Origin of the sequence: Virgibacillus doumboii (assembly GCF_902806455.1) — a bacterium.
Taxonomy (GTDB): Bacteria; Bacillota; Bacilli; order Bacillales; family Amphibacillaceae; genus Lentibacillus; species Lentibacillus doumboii.
Window position 1 is genome coordinate 1040359 of sequence record NZ_CADCWQ010000001.1, and the last position, 21708, is coordinate 1062066.

General features: G+C 41.3%; 21 protein-coding genes and 1 tRNA gene. 10 read left to right on the forward strand and 12 right to left on the reverse strand.

Features of this window, described 5'->3' with window-relative positions:
• Nucleotides 1–51 precede the first annotated feature (51 nt).
• From G6R02_RS04910 to G6R02_RS04930, 5 genes are all read left to right on the forward strand, one after another.
• Nucleotides 52–516, forward strand: coding sequence for an 8-oxo-dGTP diphosphatase (locus G6R02_RS04910; RefSeq protein ID WP_164668133.1), 465 nt, complete (start codon nucleotides 52–54; stop codon nucleotides 514–516).
• A gap of 14 nt (nucleotides 517–530) precedes the next feature.
• The gene (gene rapZ / locus G6R02_RS04915) at nucleotides 531–1415 is read left to right on the forward strand and encodes an RNase adapter RapZ (protein WP_164668134.1); all 885 of its coding nucleotides are present in this window, start codon (nucleotides 531–533) and stop codon (nucleotides 1413–1415) included.
• 1 nt (nucleotide 1416) lies between these two features.
• Nucleotides 1417–2373 (forward strand): gluconeogenesis factor YvcK family protein, encoded by a 957-nt coding sequence (locus tag G6R02_RS04920; protein ID WP_164668135.1) that lies wholly within the window; start codon nucleotides 1417–1419, stop codon nucleotides 2371–2373.
• 31 nt (nucleotides 2374–2404) lie between these two features.
• A complete protein-coding gene (gene whiA, locus G6R02_RS04925; RefSeq protein WP_164668136.1) occupies nucleotides 2405–3358 on the forward strand; it encodes a DNA-binding protein WhiA in 954 nt (317 codons plus the stop codon).
• Nucleotides 3359–3519: 161 nt separating this feature from the next.
• Entirely contained in the window at nucleotides 3520–3774 is a 255-nt protein-coding gene (locus G6R02_RS04930) for an HPr family phosphocarrier protein (RefSeq protein WP_164668137.1), read from the forward strand.
• Between the two features lie 216 nt (nucleotides 3775–3990).
• Here G6R02_RS04930 and clpP read toward each other — a convergent pair whose 3' ends face one another.
• The 9 genes from clpP to G6R02_RS04975 all read right to left on the reverse strand — a co-directional run bounded on the left by clpP (nucleotide 3991) and on the right by G6R02_RS04975 (nucleotide 13233).
• Complete coding sequence (gene clpP, locus G6R02_RS04935) at nucleotides 3991–4584, reverse strand: ATP-dependent Clp endopeptidase proteolytic subunit ClpP (RefSeq protein ID WP_164668138.1); 594 nt, start codon at nucleotides 4582–4584, stop codon at nucleotides 3991–3993.
• Nucleotides 4585–4741: 157 nt separating this feature from the next.
• Complete coding sequence (locus tag G6R02_RS04940) at nucleotides 4742–5353, reverse strand: response regulator (RefSeq protein WP_164668139.1); 612 nt, start codon at nucleotides 5351–5353, stop codon at nucleotides 4742–4744.
• Nucleotides 5325–6719: a sensor histidine kinase gene (locus G6R02_RS04945; protein WP_164668140.1), complete on the reverse strand. Its 1395-nt coding sequence runs from the start codon at nucleotides 6717–6719 to the stop codon at nucleotides 5325–5327. Before G6R02_RS04945 ends, G6R02_RS04940 begins: the two co-directional genes overlap by 29 nt.
• Before the next feature lie 26 nt (nucleotides 6720–6745).
• Nucleotides 6746–7339, reverse strand: a complete 594-nt coding sequence (locus G6R02_RS04950) for a DUF6305 family protein (protein ID WP_164668141.1) — start codon at nucleotides 7337–7339, stop codon at nucleotides 6746–6748.
• Between the two features lie 99 nt (nucleotides 7340–7438).
• Nucleotides 7439–8353: a nickel transporter permease gene (gene nikC / locus G6R02_RS04955; RefSeq protein WP_164668142.1), complete on the reverse strand. Its 915-nt coding sequence runs from the start codon at nucleotides 8351–8353 to the stop codon at nucleotides 7439–7441.
• Between the two features lie 56 nt (nucleotides 8354–8409).
• Nucleotides 8410–9414, reverse strand: a complete 1005-nt coding sequence (locus G6R02_RS04960; RefSeq protein WP_164668143.1) for an ABC transporter permease — start codon at nucleotides 9412–9414, stop codon at nucleotides 8410–8412.
• 128 nt (nucleotides 9415–9542) lie between these two features.
• Nucleotides 9543–11198 carry an ABC transporter substrate-binding protein gene (locus tag G6R02_RS04965; RefSeq protein WP_164668144.1) on the reverse strand — a complete coding sequence of 552 codons (1656 nt, stop codon included), beginning with the start codon at nucleotides 11196–11198 and terminating at the stop codon, nucleotides 9543–9545.
• Between the two features lie 59 nt (nucleotides 11199–11257).
• Nucleotides 11258–12238, reverse strand: coding sequence for an ABC transporter ATP-binding protein (locus G6R02_RS04970; RefSeq protein WP_164668145.1), 981 nt, complete (start codon nucleotides 12236–12238; stop codon nucleotides 11258–11260).
• Nucleotides 12235–13233, reverse strand: coding sequence for an ABC transporter ATP-binding protein (locus G6R02_RS04975; RefSeq protein ID WP_164668146.1), 999 nt, complete (start codon nucleotides 13231–13233; stop codon nucleotides 12235–12237). The genes G6R02_RS04970 and G6R02_RS04975 overlap by 4 nt, the downstream gene beginning before the upstream one ends.
• A gap of 310 nt (nucleotides 13234–13543) precedes the next feature.
• On the opposite strand from G6R02_RS04975, the gene G6R02_RS04980 reads away from it, so the two are divergent.
• The 3 genes from G6R02_RS04980 to G6R02_RS04990 all read left to right on the forward strand — a co-directional run bounded on the left by G6R02_RS04980 (nucleotide 13544) and on the right by G6R02_RS04990 (nucleotide 16474).
• A tRNA-Arg gene (locus G6R02_RS04980) sits at nucleotides 13544–13619 on the forward strand.
• 149 nt (nucleotides 13620–13768) lie between these two features.
• Nucleotides 13769–14344, forward strand: a complete 576-nt coding sequence (locus tag G6R02_RS04985; RefSeq protein WP_164668147.1) for a uracil-DNA glycosylase — start codon at nucleotides 13769–13771, stop codon at nucleotides 14342–14344.
• 651 nt (nucleotides 14345–14995) lie between these two features.
• Nucleotides 14996–16474, forward strand: coding sequence for a glycine betaine uptake BCCT transporter (locus G6R02_RS04990; protein WP_164668148.1), 1479 nt, complete (start codon nucleotides 14996–14998; stop codon nucleotides 16472–16474).
• Between the two features lie 45 nt (nucleotides 16475–16519).
• Here G6R02_RS04990 and G6R02_RS04995 read toward each other — a convergent pair whose 3' ends face one another.
• The 3 genes from G6R02_RS04995 to G6R02_RS05005 form a co-directional block, all read right to left on the reverse strand.
• Nucleotides 16520–17965 (reverse strand): sodium/proline symporter, encoded by a 1446-nt coding sequence (locus tag G6R02_RS04995; RefSeq protein WP_164668149.1) that lies wholly within the window; start codon nucleotides 17963–17965, stop codon nucleotides 16520–16522.
• 261 nt (nucleotides 17966–18226) lie between these two features.
• Nucleotides 18227–19141, reverse strand: a complete 915-nt coding sequence (gene menA, locus G6R02_RS05000; protein ID WP_164668150.1) for a 1,4-dihydroxy-2-naphthoate octaprenyltransferase — start codon at nucleotides 19139–19141, stop codon at nucleotides 18227–18229.
• A 15-nt stretch (nucleotides 19142–19156) separates the two neighbouring features.
• Nucleotides 19157–19687, reverse strand: a complete 531-nt coding sequence (locus G6R02_RS05005) for a hypothetical protein (RefSeq protein WP_246202515.1) — start codon at nucleotides 19685–19687, stop codon at nucleotides 19157–19159.
• 144 nt (nucleotides 19688–19831) lie between these two features.
• Between G6R02_RS05005 and G6R02_RS05010 the strand changes: the two genes are divergently transcribed.
• Nucleotides 19832–20356 (forward strand): sigma-70 family RNA polymerase sigma factor, encoded by a 525-nt coding sequence (locus tag G6R02_RS05010; RefSeq protein ID WP_246202516.1) that lies wholly within the window; start codon nucleotides 19832–19834, stop codon nucleotides 20354–20356.
• Nucleotides 20349–21671: a DUF4179 domain-containing protein gene (locus tag G6R02_RS05015; RefSeq protein WP_164668151.1), complete on the forward strand. Its 1323-nt coding sequence runs from the start codon at nucleotides 20349–20351 to the stop codon at nucleotides 21669–21671. Before G6R02_RS05010 ends, G6R02_RS05015 begins: the two co-directional genes overlap by 8 nt.
• The last annotated feature ends 37 nt before the right edge of the window (nucleotides 21672–21708 follow it).

Consider the following 21708-nt stretch of genomic DNA (forward strand, 5'->3'; position numbering starts at 1 on the left):
CTAACTAAAATTATGATAAGAATCCCTCTTAAACGGAAGAAGTGAAAATGAATGCAACGTGTTGCGAATTGCATATTAATAAATAATAATAAGATTTTATTAATAAAAAAACCGCGGCGGGGCTGGTATGCAATGCCCGGTGGTAAAATGGAACAGGGCGAGTCCATTAAGGAATCAGTAACCCGGGAATACAGGGAAGAAACCGGATTACATTTAACGGAACCACAATTGGCTGGCTCATTTACATTTACTATTTTTAACGATGATGATCTTGTCCAGGAATGGATGATGTTTACTTTCATTTGCAAGGAATTCGAGGGTAAGCTAGCAGAATATTGCAGTGAAGGTGAATTAGAATGGGTTGCGATTGATGATGTTAAGGATTTACCAATGGCGGAAGGGGACAGAAAAATATTTGAACATGTTCTGTCTTCTGATGCAATGTTATTTGGGTCGTTTGCATATACTGAAGATTATAATCTAATTGATTTACGTCTCGATCCATCCAGGGCTTAAGGGGGAAATATTTCATGTCAACTAACGAAAAAGAAACAAAATTGGTTGTTATAACGGGAATGTCGGGAGCAGGAAAAACGGTTGCTGTACAAAGCTTTGAGGACCTGGGATATTATTGTGTTGATAATCTTCCTCCAGCATTGCTTCCGAAGTTTCTGGAACTGATGAGAGATTCTACAAACAACATTCATCAGGTAGCGTTGGTAATGGATTTACGCGGCCGTGAGTTTTTTGATTCCTTATTCGAAGCATTGGATATCTTAGGTGAGGAAGACTGGCTCGATGAACATATTCTTTTTCTGGATGCCAAGGATGAATCGCTGGTTACAAGATATAAAGAAACAAGACGTTCACATCCATTGGCAGTTGGCGGATTACCGCTTAACGGAATTCAGCAGGAACGAAAAATACTGGATGAGTTAAGGGGAAGGGCGCAGCGGATAATCGATACTACTAATTTAAAACCTAAAGAACTGCGCGAAAAAATCCTGAAAGCATATACGGAGGAAAAACAGGAGATTTTTTCTGTTAATATGGTTTCATTCGGATTTAAATATGGTGTCCCTATTGATGCTGATTTAGTATTTGATGTGAGATTTTTGCCAAATCCCCATTATGTATCACATATGCAGCCTCTAACGGGACTTAATCCGGAAGTATCCTCATATGTATTCAAATGGTCGGATACGCAGAAGTTTAATCAAAAGGTTCTTGATTTACTGCAATTCATGCTTCCTCAGTATAAAAAAGAAGGTAAATCACAGCTTGTCGTTGCAATTGGCTGTACAGGCGGCCAGCATCGTTCCGTTGCAATTGCCGAATACTTCGCCAAGCAGCTTTCATCCAATTATATTACCCATGTAAGCCATCGCGATATCGACAAAAGAAAGGGTCATTAATATGAGTAACAATAAACAGCCGAATGTTGTCGTAATAGGTGGAGGTACAGGGATGCCGGTACTTCTGCGCGGGCTGAAGGATCTGCCTGTAAAATTAACCGCACTTGTAACTGTAGCCGATGATGGTGGAAGCACTGGAAGATTACGAAATGAAATGGCAATTCCTGCACCTGGTGATATTCGCAATGTGATTGCCGCTTTATCTGATGCGGAGCCTATGCTGCTGGAGCTTTTTCAGCACCGTTTTACAATCGGCAATGGCTTATCAGGGCATTCAATGGGAAATTTATTGCTCGCTGCGATGACATCAATTACCGGGAATTTTTATACAGGAATAAAGGAAATATCACGTGTATTAAATGTAAAGGGAAAAATTTATCCGATCTCCAATGAAAGTATGTCATTACATGCGACAATGGAAGATGGAACGACTGTATCAGGCGAATCAAACATCCCGCTTGCCAATAAAAAGATTGAACGTGTTTTTTTAAGTCCACAGCCTGTAAATCCGCTGCCAAATGCTGTACGGGCTATTAAAAAGGCGGACCTGATCGTTATTGCACCCGGAAGTCTTTATACAAGTATTATGCCCAATCTGATCATTCCGCAAATTGATGTGGCACTGCAGCAAACAAAGGGTAAGGTCGTGTATGTTTGCAATGTAATGACACAGGCGGGGGAAACAACCGGTTATACCGCCGCTGATCATGTTCAGGCAATTAGTGATCATATTGGCAACGGCTGTGTTGATTCGATTGTAGTGCACAATGAACCAATTAATAAAAATGTCCGTGATGTATATGCGGAAGAAAACGCAGCCCCGGTAGTTTATGATACCGATCGTTTGTTGGAAATGGGACTGCAAATAATCGAGAGTGACATTATTAATCCATCCAGAACAACTTTACGTCATGACACACAAAAAATAGCGAAATTGCTTCATTCGTTAATCAGTTAAACATATGATGGTCTTATAGGGGGTGCCTGAGTTGTCATTTGCATCTGAAATAAAAAAAGAACTGACAGGAATCGAACTGGATTCATGCTGTAAATATGCCGAACTCGCTGCACTGATACGCATGGACGGCGTAATATCCATGTCCAGGCAACGGTATACGCTCGATGTTCAAACCGAGAATGCTGCAATCGCACGCCGTATATATACGTTAATAAAATCGCAGTATTCTTTTCCAGTGGAATTACTTGTACGGAAAAAAATGAAATTAAAAAAGAATAATGTTTATATTGTACGACTGAAAAAAGATGTTCAGCAATTGCTGACCGATTTAGGAATAATGGGAGAATCACATGAAGTCGTACAAACCATTCCACCTAAGTACCTGGAAAAAACCTGCTGTAAAAAATCCTATCTGCGCGGTGCTTTCCTTGCAGGAGGGTCGATCAATAACCCGGAAACGTCCTCCTACCATCTGGAAATCTACAATTCGTACCAGGAACACAATGATGCATTGTGTGATTTGCTTAATGACTTTAATCTCCATGCGAGAAAGCTCGAACGGAAAAAGGGCTATATCACATACCTGAAGGAAGCGGAGAAAATCACTGAATTTCTGAGTATAATTGGTGCGCATAACGCATTGTTTAAGTTTGAGGACGTCCGAATTGTCCGTGATATGCGAAATTCAGTGAATCGGCTTGTCAATTGTGAAACAGCTAACTTGAATAAAACGATTGGTGCAGCATTCCGCCAAATTGAAAATATCAAACTGATTGAAAATACGGTTGGACTTGATGCACTTCCGGAAAAACTGCAGGAAATCGCAACTTTACGCATACAGCATCAGGATGTTTCATTAAAAGAATTGGGTGAGCTTGTTTCGACTGGAAAGATTTCCAAGTCAGGAGTGAATCATCGCTTAAAGAAAATCGATGAATTTGCGGAAAAAATCCAGTATGATGATCCTCTGTTAAAAAGTGATTAATTTTTAGTCGAAGAGTCGTATATTATATGATATACTATCGATAATTTAATATAAAATTCAAAAATATTCAGAGATACTGGCAGCTGGTAAAAAAATATATAATCAGCTGCTGATTTTTCAAAAGTAATTGAAAACGATTTCAGTTGAGGGAGATGAGGAATGTGGTTGAGAGATCGGTAAAAGTTGAGCTTGAAACAGGTCTGCAGGCAAGACCGGCTGCCCAGTTTGTTCAGGAAGCTAATCGTTACACGGCAAATTTATTTCTTGAAAAAGACGGGAAACGCGTCAATGCAAAAAGTATAATGGGGCTGATGAGTTTGGCTGTTAATACCGGGGAAACCATAAAATTGATTGCAGAAGGCGCAGATGAAGAAGTTGCACTTAGTCATCTGACATCATTTGTTTCAAAAGAATAGCTTGAGAAGAGACTGCCTCCAAATTGAGTTTTGGAGGTGTTTTTGTGTGCGGGAATATTGGCAGAAGAGGGAGAACATCAGCAGAACAGCATGAACATCAGCAGAAGAGCGGGAACATCGGCAGAAAGTCACCATTTTAGCAGGGATGAAGCTCAAAAATAATTTCCACAACAAAAAAAGTTGCTCCCAATCGGGAACAACTTTTGCATCAAACTTTTATTTACGATCTGCATTTCTTTCCAAAATCTTGTCAATCAAGCCATACTCTACTGATTTTGCAGCTGACATAAAGTTATCACGGTCTGTATCGCGATCGATTACTTCAATTGGCTGACCAGTACGTTCAGCAAGAATTTCGTTAATTTTTTCACGCATTTGGATAATCCGTTTCGCGTGAATTTCGATATCTGTTGCCTGACCTTGTGTTCCGCCCAGTGGCTGGTGAATCATTACTTCACTGTTTGGAAGTGCATACCGTTTGCCTTTCTCACCGGCTGCCAGCAGGAACGCTCCCATGGATGCTGCCATACCTGTGCAGATTGTGGAGACATTCGGTTTGATAAACTGCATTGTATCGTAGATTGCCATTCCGGCTGTGATTGACCCGCCCGGAGAGTTAATGTAAAGTGAGATATCCTTATCCGGATCTTCTGCCTCCAGGAAGAGCAACTGTGCGACTATCGAGTTGGCAACATTATCGTCAATGCCACTTCCAAGCATAATTATGCGGTCTTTCAATAATCGTGAGTAAATATCGTATGCGCGTTCACCACGGTTAGTCTGTTCAATGACTGTAGGTATTAAATTCATGTGAAAATCCTCCTCATTTTATCTCGATTCATCCTTTAAATACTGGATATTTTTATCATAACTAATAGGTCAAAAAAGGTCAAACAAAAACGTTCTGCAAATTTGGCAAAAACTCTTTCACCATCATTCCCTTTACTTTGAAAAATAAACGTTACTGCTAAACAAGTTTATACTTGTTTTTCGGGCGGCCCTGCTTACCGTACTGAGAAATTATTTCAACTTCACCTCTGCCTTCCAAATAATTTAAATACCGGTGAACGGTCTGGTAAGCGATGGGTAGTGATTTTTGTATCTCATTAATTGATGCAGGCTCTTCCTGATGGATTAGAAAGTTTTTAATGGAGTGCAGTGTGGATTGACTGATTCCCTTATCCACAAACACATTATCCTCGTTTCTGGTTAATTTTACAATCTTCAGGTTAATCCGGATTCTGGAAATCAAATCAGGTGCTTTAATTGGCTTTAAGGCAAAATCATTGGCTCCGGCCTGTAAAAAAGTGTCCGCAATTTCCTGTCGTTCATCAACTGTTAGAATAATGATCGGGATACTTTTATTATGCTTTCGCAGTTCTTTTGTCGTTTTAAGGCCGTCCCAATCCGGCATGTGATAATCGAGCAGCACCAGATTGGGCTCCATTTTTGTAAAAAGTTCAACCGCCTGTTTTCCATTCGCTGCTTCTACGATTTCCCACTCCGCATAGTCACAGATTTCTTTTAGTGTATAACGGATATCTTCATTGTCATCGACTATTAATATAGTAGTGCTCATCGATTTCACCACCTGTTTCTTGTACTGGAATAATGATGTTCATTTGTGTATGGCTGCCAGGGATGCTGTTAACTGTTACACTTCCCTTGTGATTTTCCACAACGCGTTTTACAAAGGAAAGTCCTATACCGGATGATTTTTTTGTGCTGAAGCCATCACGCCAAATATTTTTTAAGTGCTCGGATTTAATCCCTGGACCGTTATCCTGAATCCGGAACAAAATTCCTTCATCTATACTTTTGACATCGAAGCGAATATATCCTTTTTTTCCGGCAAATGAACTTATGGCATTTTCCAAAATATTTGATATAGCGCGGGAAAAACGGATTTTATTTACTTGAATAGGAGGCAGGTTTTCTTCCATCTCAATTTCCAGATTTACCAGTTGCTCATCCAGAATGAGGTGACTGGTTACGTACTCCAGCAACTCTTTTACAGACAGGTCCTGTTTAATATTTTCATATAATATTTCTGAAATCATGTCGTTCATTTTATCGATGGAATGGTCCATTCGTGTAAAATAATTTTGAAGTGCTGATCCGGCATTCGACTGCATTTTCATATCAATTAATGACATCAGTCCCTGTACCGTCACGAGTGGCGTTTTCAGATCATGAACAAGCATATTTATCTCTTCGTGAACTTTTGACTCAATCAGAGCAGTTCGTGTTTCTTTTAATTCTTCTTCCTGCACCTGGTATTTTTTAGCGGTGTGAAATTGTTTGTTCACCAGATGGATTAAAAACGTAAAGATTACAGCGATGGTCAGAAATGCAACGAAAAATATCGAAGCAATCGTGTTGAATAAGCTGTTTCCGGTTAGAAAGCTGTCTGCTATTTTAATACTGGCGGCGATATCATTTTGTCCGAAGCCAAATGTTGTCAGTGCCGGAATGAGATGCAGCCATTGCACAGCCAGCAACACCAAAAATAAAATGATTGAAAATATAAAATGAAAATACTTTTGCTTTGGTATGTATAATTGCAGAAGTACTACAATTCCAGTTGTTAAAATATGTCCGGGATAAGTGAAATGCTCCTGGTATAATTGATTATATAAAGTAAGAGACAGCAAAATGATCCCAATAAACGTGATCGAAAAAAATTCCGATTCCAGGTCTTTTATCAACGCGTGTGCCAACAGTATGGAGCCAAAGTAAATAAGGAAGAAAATCAGCAGATATTTTGCAAGATAAACAAATGATGTTATCAACAGCAATCCACTGTCAGGCTGGATAATACTTTGGTTTATGCTTTCAACGATAAATAATGTCCAATTATCCAGAAAAGGGGGCAGAATTTCACCATAAAATATTAAAAACAGACCAATACTTCCGGTCAATACTAATTTTTTTCTGGTTTCCATCTGTTTGCACCCTTTCTGAAGGAAAGTTAACGAAATATAGAATTAAATGGAGTATGCAAATCCTCCAATTGATTAACAAGCGTGACTGGTACTGAGTGTTCACGTAAAGTTTGTATGGAACGTGCTGGGTTTTTCATATTTTTTAATCCGATATAATAATCAGCCGAAGAAGCGATCAGCTCAAATAATTCCCACGTACGGCTATCATCACGGAAAGCACCGGATACATTAATAAGAATAATAGGAAGCTTGGTGCGATTGGCTTCCTTTACCAATTGTCTGGTGCGTTTCAGTTCTTCCTGGAAAGATCTGTTCGTATGGGATAGTCCATTTGCGCTGTATCCAAGGGTTATGACAACACTTCTATAATCGTACAGGTCTGTTCCAAGTGCTCTGGGTCGGTAATCTGCTTCAAGATTAAGGCTTTCGGCGATATTCAGTAAAATGCTGCCCTCTGCAGCCTGGCCGGTGGATGTAATCAGAATTTTTTCATTGCCAATCGGTGCAGGCAGGTTCGGGTATGTATTAAAATGCTTTGATTGTGAGGTACCAATCGAAGTCGACGTGAAAAGAATGACGATTGTAAAGCAAACAAGTGCTGGAATATATTTTCTGATCAACTTAAAATCCCCCCTTGAGAAAGCAGTGGTTCAATACATAAAAAATAAGGTAAAGCAAAAGCTTTACCTTATGATACTACATCTTTTTAAAAATTGTAATTATTCTTTTAATCTTGGGTCTAAAGCATCACGTAAGCCATCACCAAATAAGTTGAACCCCAGCACGACCAGGAAAATGGCAAGTCCGGGAAATGCTACCACCCATGGAGCGTTCTGCAGTGCAGCGCGTCCGTCACTCAGCATGGCACCCCATTCAGGCTTTGGCGGCTGAGCCCCGAGTCCCAAAAAGCTGAGTCCAGCAGCATCCAAAATGGCTGTTCCAACACTTAAAGTTGCCTGCACTATTATCGGTGCAAGACAATTTGGTAAAACATGCTGCATTAACGTTCGTCCGTGTTTTGCACCGATTGCCCGGGCGGCTTCGACATATTCCGTTTCTTTTACAGATAGAACGGCCGATCGGACAATCCTGGCAAACTGCGGGATTCCGACTATTCCGACCGCTATCATGGCATTTCTCAGGGTTGGTCCCAATACGGCGACTAACGCGATAGCTAACAGAATACTTGGGAACGCCATTAGAATATCAATGAATCGCATGATAACATTATCAACCCATCTTCCAAAATAACCTGCAATTCCACCGAGCAAAACACCGATTATCATGGATATTCCGACTGCAATAACACCGATTTGAATTGAAATACGTGACCCGTATACTATCCTGCTGAAAATATCCCGACCGAGCGCATCAGTACCTAAAAAGTGCTCGGATGAAGGGGGCTGATACCGGTCAGTCACAGATTCAAAATCAGTAGGACTGTGTGTCGCAATAAAAGGTGCAAAGATAGCGGTAATAATCAAAACTAATATGATACACATTCCAATTAAGGATGTCTTGCTTTTTATAATACGGGAAAAGGCATCACCCCATAAGCTGCTTGATTTCGGCTGTTTAACTTCCTGCGAATCAGTTGGTTTGGAATCAGGTACCGGTTCCGGCTGCAATGACATTGGCTGCACATCCTTTCATTAGGGTATCTTTGTCTAACTTTAGGCCTCCGCTTTTGTTATTCATACCTAATCCTCGGATCAAAGTATTTGTATAGCAAGTCGGTCAGCAGATTAACTAACACGAACATGGTTGCAATGATCAATATAGTACTTTGGACTATCGGGTAATCACGCCCCAGAACAGCTAAGTATACATATCGACCAACACCCGGCCATGAAAAGATTGTTTCGGTTAAAACGGCACCTCCAAGTAATAAACCGAATTGAAGGCCAATTACCGTCAATACTGGCAGGAAGGCGTTCTTCAGTGCATGGCGGAATATAATCAAATGGCCCCTCAGTCCTTTGGCGTCAGCTGTTCGGATATAATCCTGTTTCATGACTTCAAGCATGCTTGATCTTGTCATACGGGCTATTATCGCCATTGGTATGGTGCTTAATGCGATGCCGGGCATAAGCAGATGAAAAAATGCATCCTTAAATGCTGTCCAGTTCCAGGTTAAAATACTGTCCAGTAAATAGAAATTTGTGATTGTCTCAAGTTCAATGCTTGATGATAATCGTCCGGAAGGCGGCATGAGCTGCAGCTGAACAGAAAATAGGAGAATCATCATTAACCCAAGCCAGAAAATAGGCATGGAAACACCGAACAAAGCTCCTGTCATCGTAATATTGTCAAACCATGAATACTGTTTAACTGCGGCTATTACCCCTGCACCTATCCCCACAACGATGGCTAAAATCATTGCAAAAAAAGCAAGTTCCATGGTTGCAGGCAGTTTATTCATTAATTCGTGTGCAATGTCTTCTTTTGACTGTATCGACTCACCCAAATCACCCTGCAGGATATCACCTAAAAACCGTCCATATTGAACAATGTAAGGGTCATTCAAGCCCAATTCTTCACGCAAATTCTCTAATTGTGCTTCGGTTGCTTTGTTTCCAAGCATGCTTACAGCAGGATCACCAGGCACTAAATGAATAAGGGAGAAGGTAAGTATAGAGACGCCAATTAATACGGGGATAAGCATGAGAATTCTTCGTATAATGTATTTCAGCATCGATGTACCTCCCATTCTGAAAAGATATGTATTTCACAAATTCTCAAGTTTTTTCCGGAGACTGCAGTAAAATAACAGTCTCCGGATAGTAACTTCCAACTAAGGAACCTCCCGTAAAGTTCAGCAGTCTACTGTTTTATATCCAGGAAGTTGAATGGCTCACTGCCGGTCGGGTGCGGCAGATAATCAACCACTTTTTTACTTGCTGCAAGCGGAGGTGTCGTATGAGCAATAGGGAACCACGGTGCATCCTCATGAATGATTTCCTGTGCCTGCATATACAGCTCCGTACGCACTTCCTGATCCATTTCAGTTTGCGCCTGTTTTAACAGGTCGTGTACTTCATCATTTTTGTAAAATGCAATGTTTCCTGCCGAACCAACTTTTGCATTATCTTTATCCAGAAGAACGTACAGGAAGTTATCAGGATCACCATTATCACCAGTCCAGCCAAGGAATGCCATGTCATGCTCGCCATTTTCGGTTGCCGTCAAATGTGTGTCCCAGTCGCTTACAACAATCTCAACATTAATATTGACATCTTTCAGCATATTCTTAATCGCCTGTGCTGTAACTTTTGGCTGTGGCATGTATGGTCTAGGGTTTGCCATTGTGTGAAGTGTCACATCAAATCCGTCGGCATAACCAGCCTCTGCCAGCAGTGCTTTTGCTTCTTCGACATCATACCCATAGTCCTCTATTTCATCATTGTATCCCCACAGTGACGGAGGAATAGGGTTTTTGGCAGGCTTTCCAATGCCTTCGTACAATTTAAGCAGCTCTTCTTTATCAATTGCGAGATTGATAGCCTGTCGTACCAGTTTTTCGGACATTGGGCCTTCCTTGCTTGTATTCATAGCCATGTAACTGACATTCATGGATGGTCTGCGGATGATTTGCAGATTTTTATCATCTTCAGCTATTTGAATGTCCTGCGGGTTTAAACCAGTCATCAAATCAATTGAACCTGCCTGTAACTCCAGGAAGCGTGCCCCATTATCCGGAATGGTACGGAAAATAACTTTATCCACCTTGGCAACTTCACCAAAGTAATCTTCATTTTTTGTTACCGTAATCTGGTCATCAGGAACCCATTCCTCAAATACGAACGGTCCAGTACCTACCGGATTCTTGAAATAATTTTCGCCATGTTTTTCAACTGCTTCAGGACTTGCAATACCAAATGGCGGCATTGCCAAGGTTTGCAGGAATGGAGCATTTGGCTCAGATAATGTAAACTTCACTTCGTAATCACCGGTTGCTTCAACACTTTCGATGATTCCGCCGAGGTCATCCTCTGTCGCGCCAAACATATAACCGTAGTATATAAATTCACCGGACGTCGCCCAACGCTCAAAGTTAAAGACAACATCTTCTGCTGTGAAATCAGTTCCATCATGGAATTTTACATCGTCACGAAGCTTAAATGTCCACACTTTTCCATCATCACTGGTGCTCCACTCGGTGGCAAGTGCCGGTCTTACTTCTGTACTGTCCTGTTTGTACCGAACCAGCGTGTCATAAATCTGGTTCGTAACATAGATGGACTCACCATCGGTTACTTTTGATGGATCCAACTGAATAGAGTCTGCACCTCGCCCAAACACCAGTGTCTTTTCACCGCTTGCTTCTGCAGCTTCCTGATCATCAGAAGAATCAGAGGAAGAACTGTCTGACTGGCTGTCATCAGTAGATCCTGTGCCTGCATCTTCCGTACATGCTGCCAATACTAAAAATGCTGCACAAAGTAAAGCAAACATCAATACCAACTTACGTTTTTTCAAGATAAGTCCCCCTTTGAAAATTAAAATAATAGAGTAATAGATACCATTTGCGTGGTTAGTTAATCAACCACCTCCTTAACGAAATGACAGGCTGCCATTTGTCCATCTGCCGAAACTTTTTTAAGCTTCGGTTTCTGTGTGCGGCATATTTCCTCTGCAAATGGACAGCGTGTGTGAAATTTACATCCCTGTGGCGGGGTTGCGGGGGGAGGGAAAACACCTTTTAAAAAAATCCGCTGTTTTTTTTGATGCGGGGTCGCTTCAGGGACTGCTGATAATAGTGCCTGTGTATACGGGTGCTTTGGATTCCGGTAGACTTCATCAACATCACCGGTTTCGACGAGTTCACCGAGATACATAACTGCCACCCTGTCACTTATATGGTGTACAACACTCAGGTCATGGGCGATAAATATGTATGTAAGGTTGAACGCCTCCTGTAAATCTTCCATTAAATTGATAACCTGTGCCTGAATAGAAACATCCAAAGCCGATACGGGTTCATCACAAATAACTAAATCAGGTTCAAGTGCGATTGCCCGCGCAATCCCGATGCGCTGCCGTTGACCGCCACTGAATTCATGCGGATAACGGTTTTTGTGATAGGGCATTAAACCAACAACATCCAGCAGTCGTTTCAGCTTTTTGTTACGCTCCGCTTTCGGTATATTGAAAATCTTCATTGGTTCCGTTATCGTTTGTTCAATTGTTTTACGGGGATTGAGTGATGCATAAGGATCCTGAAAAATAATCTGCATTTCTTTTCTCAGTTTGCGAAGCTTTTCCCCACGGTGAGCCGTAATATTTTCACCCTTGAAAAAAACTTCACCTTCCGTTGGTTCCAGCAGTTTAAGCATTACTCTTCCTGCTGTTGACTTGCCGCATCCGCTTTCACCGACAAGCCCCAGCGTTTCCCCCGACTGAACCGCAAAAGAAATCCCATCAACAGCTTTTAAGACAGGTTTTTCCCTGGAAAAAAGGTTCGTATTGGTTATTGGAAAATGTTTTTTTACGTTTTTTACTTCTAATAATGTACTCATGTGGTTACCGCCTTCTTGGATTCCTCGTATAGTAAGCATCGAACAAAGTGGTCATCGTCAACTTCTCTTAACTCGGGATCTGTTGTCAGACAGCTTTCCATTGCATGTTTGCATCGTGGTGCAAAGCTGCAGCCTTTAGGCAGTGCCCTTAGATCCGGCGGTACACCTTCAATTGCCTCCAGCTTCTGTTTATCAGGAGTTATCCTTGGTATTGAATTCATGAGACCAAGCGTATAAGGGTGTTTTCCATTGTCAAACAAATTTTTGGTCTCTGAGAATTCTGCTGGTTTTCCGGCATACATAACCATCACCCTGTCACAAACTTCAGAAACTACCCCCAGATCATGGGTTATCATGATAATTGCCATATCAAGTTCTTTTTGCATCCGTTTAAATAGTTCCAGAATTTGCGCTTGAATAGTTACATCAAGTGCTGTTGTTGGTTCATCAGCAATAAGCAGGGAGGGGTTGCATGACAGTGCAATCGCAATCATTACCCGCTGTCGCATCCCGCCGCTGAATTCATGCGGATAGTTTTTCAGTCGTTTATGCGGATCAGGAATACCAACCAGATTGAGCAATTCCAATGCACGTTCTTTCGCTGCTTTTTTGGATATCTTCTCGTGTGCCAGTATCGTTTCCATCATTTGCCGCTCAACGGTTAGTACAGGGTTTAATGATGTCATCGGATCCTGGAACACCATGGCGATCTCTTTACCGCGAATTTTTCGCATTTGTTTAGCTGACTTGTTGAGCAGATTTTCACCGTTAAAATATATATCGCCATCAACAATTTTTCCCGGTGGGGCAGGAATTAAGCCGAGGATGGACATTGCTGTTATACTTTTACCGGAACCGGATTCTCCAACGATTCCAAGTGTTTCACCAGGCTTAATTGAAAAATTTACACCATCTACTGCTTTTACGACTCCTGCTTTGGTAAAAAAATGCGTATGTAAATTATTCACTTCAAGTAATGGTGCATTGTTATTCATAAGCAGCCTCCTTCGCTGATGATATTTTGTCAGTTAAGAAAGTATTTTTACCTTCTTACTGCATAAGTGCAACTAATGCTTTCACCATAAAGCCTGGCGATAAGCCAAGTTCCCTAATAATTATCTGACTGTTTTGAATTAACATACAGTATACAAGGTTTAAATGTTTTTTGGGGTTTTTCTCTTTTTTCTCAAAAATAATAATAATTAAAATTTACGGCTGGAAATGATTGATTGAAAGAAAAGACTTGTTTCTATAGGAATGTGGCGTTATAATATCCTATGTGTCGATTGAAACAAAAGCGTATATGCGCCCGTAGCTCAGCTGGATAGAGCACTGGTTTCCGGTACCAGGTTTGCCGGGGGTTCGAATCCCTCCGGGCGCGCTAAATGAAGAAAGACAAGGGAAGAGCTGTTGCTCTCCCTTGTCTTTTTTAGTTTTGGGCAAATATGGTTTAGTTACCCCTTTCTGAAATTATTAAGTCGGTTTCAGGGAATACTGAGGATAAACAAGTTAGACTTGGAGGGGATTTCTTTGTATGATTTTTGCCCAGTTATATGGCCGGAGGAGCCAACTCCTGATGATGTTAAAGCGTGTGAAGAATGTGGTTTATATAAACACGGAACACGGATGGTTTGGGGAGAGGGTAATCCGGAAGCACCTATTATAATTATTCTGGATAACCCGGGTTTACGTGAGGATTCTAAAGGAAAACAATTTATTTGCGGAACAAGACAAACGTTGCAAAAGGGTGTTTATGATGCAGGATTGACAATGGATGACCTGTACGTTACGTATATTTTAAAAAGAAAGCCGACACGTTCTTATGATAAAGAACAGACACGGAAAATTTGTATGAATCATTTGGAACAGCAACTTAAGACTAAAGATCCGGCACTGATTCTTTGTCTGGGAAATGTGGCAGTCCGGTCCTTTTTTCAAAGTCCTGAAGTCGATGTAAAGACCTTGCGCGGGACTACACACGATGTACAAGGTTATCCGACTACAGCAGCATATCATCCATTAGCTGTCAGGCGCCGTCCGAATTTAGAGCCTTTATTCAGGGAAGATTTGACATATGCAGCCAACCAATATCGTGAGTTAAGATGAGGGTTTTAAGATTGATCAGACAAGAGATGCAGATGTTTTGCATTTTCTTGTCTATTTGTTTATAAAAGGCTGTTTTTGTGCGCATTGTTGTTTTACACAAAAGATGTAAATTGCGCAGTAACTGGAATGTTCTTTATACCCGCCGTCCGGGATCGCTCCGGGCGGATGCTTTCCGCGGGCACGGCCTCAGCCTCCTCGAGAAAACCGCTCTGCGGGGTCTTCGGACTCGTGCTGTTCCCGCAGGAGTCACCGCCCTCCGCTCACCCGGACTAGTGAAGTGTTATCCTGTGTGTTTTATCCCGTTTCCTACTCCAACCAATAGTTCATAGACGTAGAACCTAGCGGAGGAAATACACGGAGACTCCTGTGGGAGCAGAGGCCTAGATGAGACTCCGCAGCGACGAAGGAGCAAGGAGGCTCATCAGCCGCCCACGGAAAGCGAAGTGTATTTCCGCAGCGGTGATATAGCACTCCATATTTTTAAAAAAGTTACTGCGCATTATATATCAAATACGATGTTAAAGAGTAACAATATTTATTAACAGAGCCTAACAAAATAATTTGTTAACCAGTTCCCCTTTCCGAATAGAACAAATAATTTCAGAAATACTAATATCATGTAGCTGAGGGAAACAAGGGAAGGTGAACACAATGAAAAAAGTAACTTCGGTTTTTTGGATCACACTGGCCATTACAATTGCATTGTCTGTTTGGGGAGCTGTGGCACCTAAGGGTTTTGAAAACAGGTCAAATTCTATTATGAATTTTATATCTGTAAACTTTGGCTGGTATTATTTATTAATCGTTTCTTTATTTGTTGTTTTTTGTTTATATTTGATTATTAGTCCCTATGGAAAAATCAGACTTGGTAAGCAGGGAGAGAAACCTGAATTCAGCTATCCTACCTGGTTTGCCATGCTTTTTAGTGCAGGTATGGGGATTGGGTTAGTATTTTATGGTGTGGCTTCACCTGTCTCCCATTATATAAAAACCCCTCCAACAGCTGAACCGGGCACGAGAGAGGCACTTGTGGACTCGTTGCGCGTTACCTTCTTTCATTATGGAATTCATGCGTGGGCAATATATGCTGTTATCGCGTTAGTTCTCGCTTATTTTATTTTTCGTCACGACAAGCCCGGGTTAATCAGTGCTACGCTCGAACCTGTTTTTGGAAAAAAGATGGAGGGCGCCTGGGGAAAGGCAGTCGATGTCATTGCTGTATTTGCGACTATTGTTGGTGTAGCTACTACCCTTGGTTTTGGTGCAACACAGATTAATGGAGGTTTATCTTACCTTCTTGATATCGAGAGTTCTTTTTGGGTCCAGCTTGTTATCATCCTCGTTGTAACGGTATTATTTATGCTTTCAACCTATACAGGTCTCAGTAAAGGTATTAAATACTTAAGTAATGCTAATATGGGACTGGCTGGAACCTTATTTATTGCTACATTAATTCTCGGGCCAACTTTGTATATCTTCAATTCATTTACAGATACAATTGGAGCATATATCCAAAAGCTTCCAACTGAGAGTTTCAGGCTGTCACCGAATGACGAACAGGAACGACAATGGGTTCTGGACTGGACTGTATTCTTTTGGGCGTGGTGGATTGCCTGGGCGCCGTTTGTCGGGATATTCATCGCCCGAGTATCAAAAGGACGAACCATCCGGGAATTCGTATCAGGCGTACTCATCGTACCATCTGTGGTTAGCTTCTTATGGTTTTCCACATTTGGAATGACAGGTGTTAAGGCACAACAAGATGGTGCAGACATTGCAGGGTTGCCTGATGAACAAGCACTGTTCGGAATGTTTGACCAAATTCCATTGAGTGTCGTCTTATCCATAGTGGGCTTAATGCTAATCGGTACTTTCTTTATCACATCTGCGGATTCAGCAACTTTTGTTTTGGGAATGCAAACGACAAATGGTTCGTTATCTCCACCGACTACGGTAAAGTTTGTCTGGGGAATTGCCCAATCAACTATAGCAGCTGTGCTCTTATATACCGGTGGGTTGCAGGCTTTGCAAAATGCACTGATTTCCGCAGCGTTTCCTTTCTCAATTATTATGGTGATAATGGTTTATTCCTTTCATAAAGCATTGAGGGGTGAAAAATTGAGACATTAAGAAAAAGTGTGCCTCGCCTGAAAAGGATTGGCACACTTTTTAATATTAGGCCATTTTGTCCTGGCTTTTTTTATCAGGGAACAGCAGGCTGAATACGATACCAAAGAATGCTGCGATGAAGAAGGTTGAGAATCTGGATGTAATTATGCTGTCGAGTGGTGTACTGATCCATAATACTGTGAAAACAAAACCGGAAATAATGGTCGCGACCACACCGGTACCTGAGTATCGTTTCCAGAAAAATGTCATCAGGATGGCCGGTGACAAGGTACATCCGACACCTGCCCAGGCCCAGCTGACAATAAGGTATACTAATGATTCAGACGTTAATGCAATAATCATTCCGATAATTCCGGATAGGAGAATGGTTATTCTGGATACATTTAAAAGCTGATTGTCGGTTAACTTCATCCCGAGCGCCTTGTGAATAATGTCCTCACTTACCGAGCTTGTGACAACCATCAGCTGTGAGTTGGCTGTTGTGATGATCGCTGCCAGAATCCCGGCAAGCAGGAGACCGGCAATCCATGGTGGCATCAGGTCGAGAATCATATGTGGCAATATGGTTTCCACATCTGTAAATGATCCCTGACTATACATGGCGATAGCCGCAAGACCGATCACGAATGCACCAGTATAGGCCAAAATAGTCCATACAATGGCAACGTTTCTGGCTTGTTTTGCTTCCTTTTCATTTTTTAGTGCCATGAACCGTGCACTCAGTTGTGGCTGTCCACCTAAATAGCCAAAAAACCAGGAGAAGTTATTAAAAAACAACACCCCGATTGCAAATCCGGTTGTTCCGCCAAACCATGAGTTAAATGAATCACCTGCAGACATAAGTGACTGACTGATGGATAAATCATTTGTTCCGATATAGATTAGAGCAATAATCGGCAGTATACATAAGGTGATTAACATCATGATACTTTGAATCATGTCGGTCCAGACAACGGAAATGAACCCGCCGAAAAAGGCAATACCCAAAACGACAATGGTTGCCAGTACGATTCCAAGCGTTTCATTCATTTGAAAGGAAGTGAAAAATAATTTTCCGGCACCGGCCAATTGTGCTCCAACATAAAACATGAAGAAGCCCGCAACCAAAATGCTTGCAACCCAGCGGATTATATTTGCCTTTTCTTTAAAATTGACCGCCAAATAATCCGGCAGTGTTAACACTTTATGTTTATCCGTCTCCTGCATGAATTTTTTTGCAAGAAATAACCATGAGAATATAATTCCCAGTGCTATCCCGATTGCAACCCAGATTCCGGCAAGGCCTGTAGTGAACACAAACCCGGTAAAACCGAGAAGCAGCCATGCTGATTCACCGGTGGCACGTTCGGAAAAGGCCAGTGCCCAACCAGGAAGTTTCTTTCCGCCAAGCAGGAATACGGAATGATCCATTTTTGTCCGACTGGTATAAAAGCCAATGCCAATAATAGCGATAAAATAAAGCACAAATTCAATTAAAATTATATTGCTCATGCTTAGCCTCCTATTTTTGCGCTTTGTTCCAAGAGTTAGCAATTGGTCAGGAAGCTTTTATATTATGGGGGCAAAAAATGCATATTTACCATCACCTCAAATTCGATAGATTGCTATAGTACACCTATATGAAAAGGTAGATGGTAAACATGCATTAATTTAAAAGGTGATGGACAATTTGAGAGATATGTCCTATAGGAATTTTCGCTCCAGGATTTCATCGATACACCTAATAGTCGAACAATAGGTAACTTTTATAGTTTAAAAAACCCCAATCCAGATTCCGGCTGCAAACAATAAACCGAACACCCAGTGATGCAGGGCCGCCCATTTCATGCCCTTAATTTCTTCTGCACGTTTGGCATTTTGACGGAATGACCAGCGCAATTTAATTGCCCAGGGAAGCGCAAGCAGAATAATCAGGGATGAATATGGTGTGATCCTTGTCAGTGTCAATGAAATTACTGTCAGATAAGCTAATGTAAACAGACTGGTTAGCAGGATTACTGCTCTTCTGTGCCCGAGTATTGTCGCCAATGTATTTCGGAATGTATGGTCTTTTTTTATATCCCGGATGTTATTTGTCAGAATCATGGAAGCGATAAGCAGGGCAAATGGAAATGCGACTGCAATTATTTGAAAATCGATTGCGTTTCCCTGAACAACGTAGCCGAGTATAGTCGTTACAAGGCCCAGAAAGACAAATGCGACAGTTTCACCGAGTCCAATCGAACATAATGGACGAGGACCGGCGGAGTAGAGATATCCAAAAATAATACCGAAAATACCAACAGGGATAATCCAGAAATTGCTCTGAAAAGCGATCCAAATACCAATTGACATTGCTGCAGCAAGCATGAAACATGCAACGTACGGAATGATAGAATGGGAGGGTCCAAGTGCTTTAGAAGGATCATCCGTCCATTTTTCCTCATCCTGGCCATTCCGGAAATCATAATAATCGTTAAACATGTTTGTGGCGATCTGTATGAACAAGGTAGCAATCAGAAGGGCAATTAACACATCAAACCGGACAGAACTCGTTAATGCGGCTATCCCCGTTCCAACCAATATCGGGCTTATTGTTCCAGTAAGTGTCAATGGCCGAAACAATTGCAGCCATGAAGCACGATAATAATATTTCTCTTTATGATAATTAACTGCAGAATTTAACATATCTGTCAGCCTCCTCTATAGTAAAACCATGCAAATAATTAAAGCGACAAATCCGCTGACTTCGACGGATTCCAATAGTACGGTAGTTGTAAGTGCTTTTTTCAAAGGCTTTGCGTTACCGGAATCTGCACTTTCCCAGAGTGTGACATTCGAGAACACTTTGATAGATTGTCTGTACCCGACAAAAACACCCCATAACAACGTGAACAGTGCAATAATTAAAGCGGTGAACCAAATCATACCGTATCGGGTGTGCCAAATATCATTCCATTGGTCTATTGGCCCGGCAACCGTCCCGAGGATAATTCCCGTTAGTATGACGCCGGCTCCGGCTGTGGTTAATATTCCATGTGACCAGCTCATAAGTGCCAAAAAAAATTGCCTTTGCTGAGCAAACGCCAATTTACGGACGGAAGGGAAAACACCCCATCCGATAAAAAATACCCCTCCAACCCAACTAATCGCCAGAAAAATGTGTATACCCAGTATGATTTGTCTGATTTCCCATGGCATGACGATCACCCGCTCTCTGTTATTTGACTTCATTATATACCCCGGTTCTATAATGGGATGTGACATATATCACGAAATTCACTTAATTCGTTTACAATTAAATTTGATAAAACTTTTTTCGGCTTCAATAGTCTAATATACAGATACATAGAAAAGAACGGATAGGGGGACAGCAGCTTGAGTGAGGACAAAGAATTAGTCCAGCAAGCCATCAAGGGCAGTAATGAAGCTTTTTTGGAACTAATGCAAATATATAAAATCGATTTATATAAAACAGCACTTTCCTATTTACGAAATCAAAATGAAGCCCTGGAAGCGGTCCAGGAAGTTACTTTTCGGGCGTATCGTAAAATCCATACAGTTCGTAACGCTTCCTTTTTCAAAACCTGGCTTATCCGGATCATGATCAATTACTGCAATGATCAGTTACGTAAGAAAAAGCACCTCGTATTTGATGATGAGACAATACAAAGACGGGGAGTGTCGGATAATCTGGAAAATATCGAACTGGAGGATGCAATAATGGGCCTGGATGATCGGTCTAGGGAAGTTCTGACATTGAAATATTTTCATGACCTGAAAATTAAGGATATTGCTGTTGCTATGAAATGCCCGGAAGGTACGGTCAAGACGTGGTTAAATAAAGCATTGAAAGCATTGCGGGATATGCTTGATGATAAGGAGGGAAATCATCATGTTTGAAAAGGAAGAAGAAAATCTGAAGAACTATAAAAAAACATTTGATACTGCATCTGTCCCTCTGGATGAACTGGATAACGCCATTTCAGCAGGCTATCAACGCGCCAAGGATACTAAAATCCGAAAACCACGCAAAAAGAAATGGATTACGAGTGCCGCATTGGTTGCTGTTATTTTAATAGCATTTGTTACTTCCGTTCGAGTGTCCCCGGTATTTGCGCAATACGTTACATCAATCCCCGGCATGGAAAAAATAGTTGAACTGATTCGTGATGATAAAGGGATGATGTCGGCGGTTAAGAATGATTATTATCAGGAGATTGGGGTTACAGCAGAGCAAAAGGATTTAAAGGTAACGATTGATGGAGCGATTGCAGACACGAACGGACTTGTATTGTTTTATACGCTGGAAACAGAGGAAGCTCAGGAACGAATAAGCATTGAGCAAGTTGAATTGAAGAGTGCATCAGGAGAGTTACTTGAAATTGCTACAATGGAATATGGCGTGCCGCACGGTTCGGAAAATGGGGAAAAAAGTTATTCCGGGATGGTAAAATACTTTTTTGAAGAGCCGTATGATTCAAGAGAGTTCACTATCGACTTAATGGTGCGAGGTGATACAGTCAACGGAGAGTTCAGCATTCCGTTTAAGCTTAATGAGCAGCTGCAGGATAAAGTTACTTATAAAATGAACGAAACGGTCTCAATCCAAGGACAAAAAATAACGTTTAAGCAGGCTAATGTTTATCCAACGAGAATAGCGGTTCATTTGAAAATGGATCCGTCCAACACGAAGAAAATACTGGCATTTGAAGATTTAAGGCTGGTTGATGAAAATGGCGAAACTTGGAGCAAAATTAAAAATGGTGTCACGGGTACCTCTATCTCGGAAAATGAAAAAATAGTTTACCTGCAGAGCAATTATTTCCGAAAGGCAGAAGAACTGACGCTGGTATTAAGCAGGTTACAAGCCGTTGATAAGGACAAAAGTGAGCTATTGATTGATTTGGAAAAGGGAAAGATTCTCAGACAGCCTGAGGGGAATAAACTTAGGAAATTAAGGGTCAGTGGCAATACGGTTAAAATGGAATTGCACACGAAAAAACCGTTTAATTCCTTTATATTTGGGGCAATCCATGATGCAAATGGAAATAAGATTGAATCAAGATCAGGTTTTTCAGAAGCCTCAGGTCCTAGTTCCGGAGTTACGAACATTGGATTCAATATGAAAGGTACCGATATTGCATCGCCTATCTCTGTGGGACTATTTTCTTATCCTTCTTGGATTACAGAAAAAGTGGAAGTCAAAATAAAGTAATTATGGAATATAAGGCGTCCGTTGAGGGCGTCTTATT

What these genes read in the sequence shown, in the direction of transcription:
- G6R02_RS04940 (WP_164668139.1), bottom strand. Translation starts at nt 5,353, where the DNA reads ATGAGCACTACTATATTAATAGTCGATGACAATGAAGATATCCGTTAT.
- nikC (WP_164668142.1), bottom strand. Translation starts at nt 8,353, where the DNA reads ATGTCATTGCAGCCGGAACCGGTACCTGATTCCAAACCAACTGATTCG.
- menA (WP_164668150.1), bottom strand. Translation starts at nt 19,141, where the DNA reads ATGTTAAATTCTGCAGTTAATTATCATAAAGAGAAATATTATTATCGT.
- G6R02_RS04960 (WP_164668143.1), bottom strand. Translation starts at nt 9,414, where the DNA reads ATGCTGAAATACATTATACGAAGAATTCTCATGCTTATCCCCGTATTA.
- G6R02_RS05015 (WP_164668151.1), top strand. Translation starts at nt 20,349, where the DNA reads ATGTTTGAAAAGGAAGAAGAAAATCTGAAGAACTATAAAAAAACATTT.
- G6R02_RS04920 (WP_164668135.1), top strand. Translation starts at nt 1,417, where the DNA reads ATGAGTAACAATAAACAGCCGAATGTTGTCGTAATAGGTGGAGGTACA.
- G6R02_RS04990 (WP_164668148.1), top strand. Translation starts at nt 14,996, where the DNA reads ATGAAAAAAGTAACTTCGGTTTTTTGGATCACACTGGCCATTACAATT.
- G6R02_RS04945 (WP_164668140.1), bottom strand. Translation starts at nt 6,719, where the DNA reads ATGGAAACCAGAAAAAAATTAGTATTGACCGGAAGTATTGGTCTGTTT.
- G6R02_RS04975 (WP_164668146.1), bottom strand. Translation starts at nt 13,233, where the DNA reads ATGAATAACAATGCACCATTACTTGAAGTGAATAATTTACATACGCAT.
- G6R02_RS04995 (WP_164668149.1), bottom strand. Translation starts at nt 17,965, where the DNA reads ATGAGCAATATAATTTTAATTGAATTTGTGCTTTATTTTATCGCTATT.
- G6R02_RS04910 (WP_164668133.1), top strand. Translation starts at nt 52, where the DNA reads ATGCAACGTGTTGCGAATTGCATATTAATAAATAATAATAAGATTTTA.
- G6R02_RS05005 (WP_246202515.1), bottom strand. Translation starts at nt 19,687, where the DNA reads ATGAAGTCAAATAACAGAGAGCGGGTGATCGTCATGCCATGGGAAATC.
- G6R02_RS04970 (WP_164668145.1), bottom strand. Translation starts at nt 12,238, where the DNA reads ATGAGTACATTATTAGAAGTAAAAAACGTAAAAAAACATTTTCCAATA.
- rapZ (WP_164668134.1), top strand. Translation starts at nt 531, where the DNA reads ATGTCAACTAACGAAAAAGAAACAAAATTGGTTGTTATAACGGGAATG.
- clpP (WP_164668138.1), bottom strand. Translation starts at nt 4,584, where the DNA reads ATGAATTTAATACCTACAGTCATTGAACAGACTAACCGTGGTGAACGC.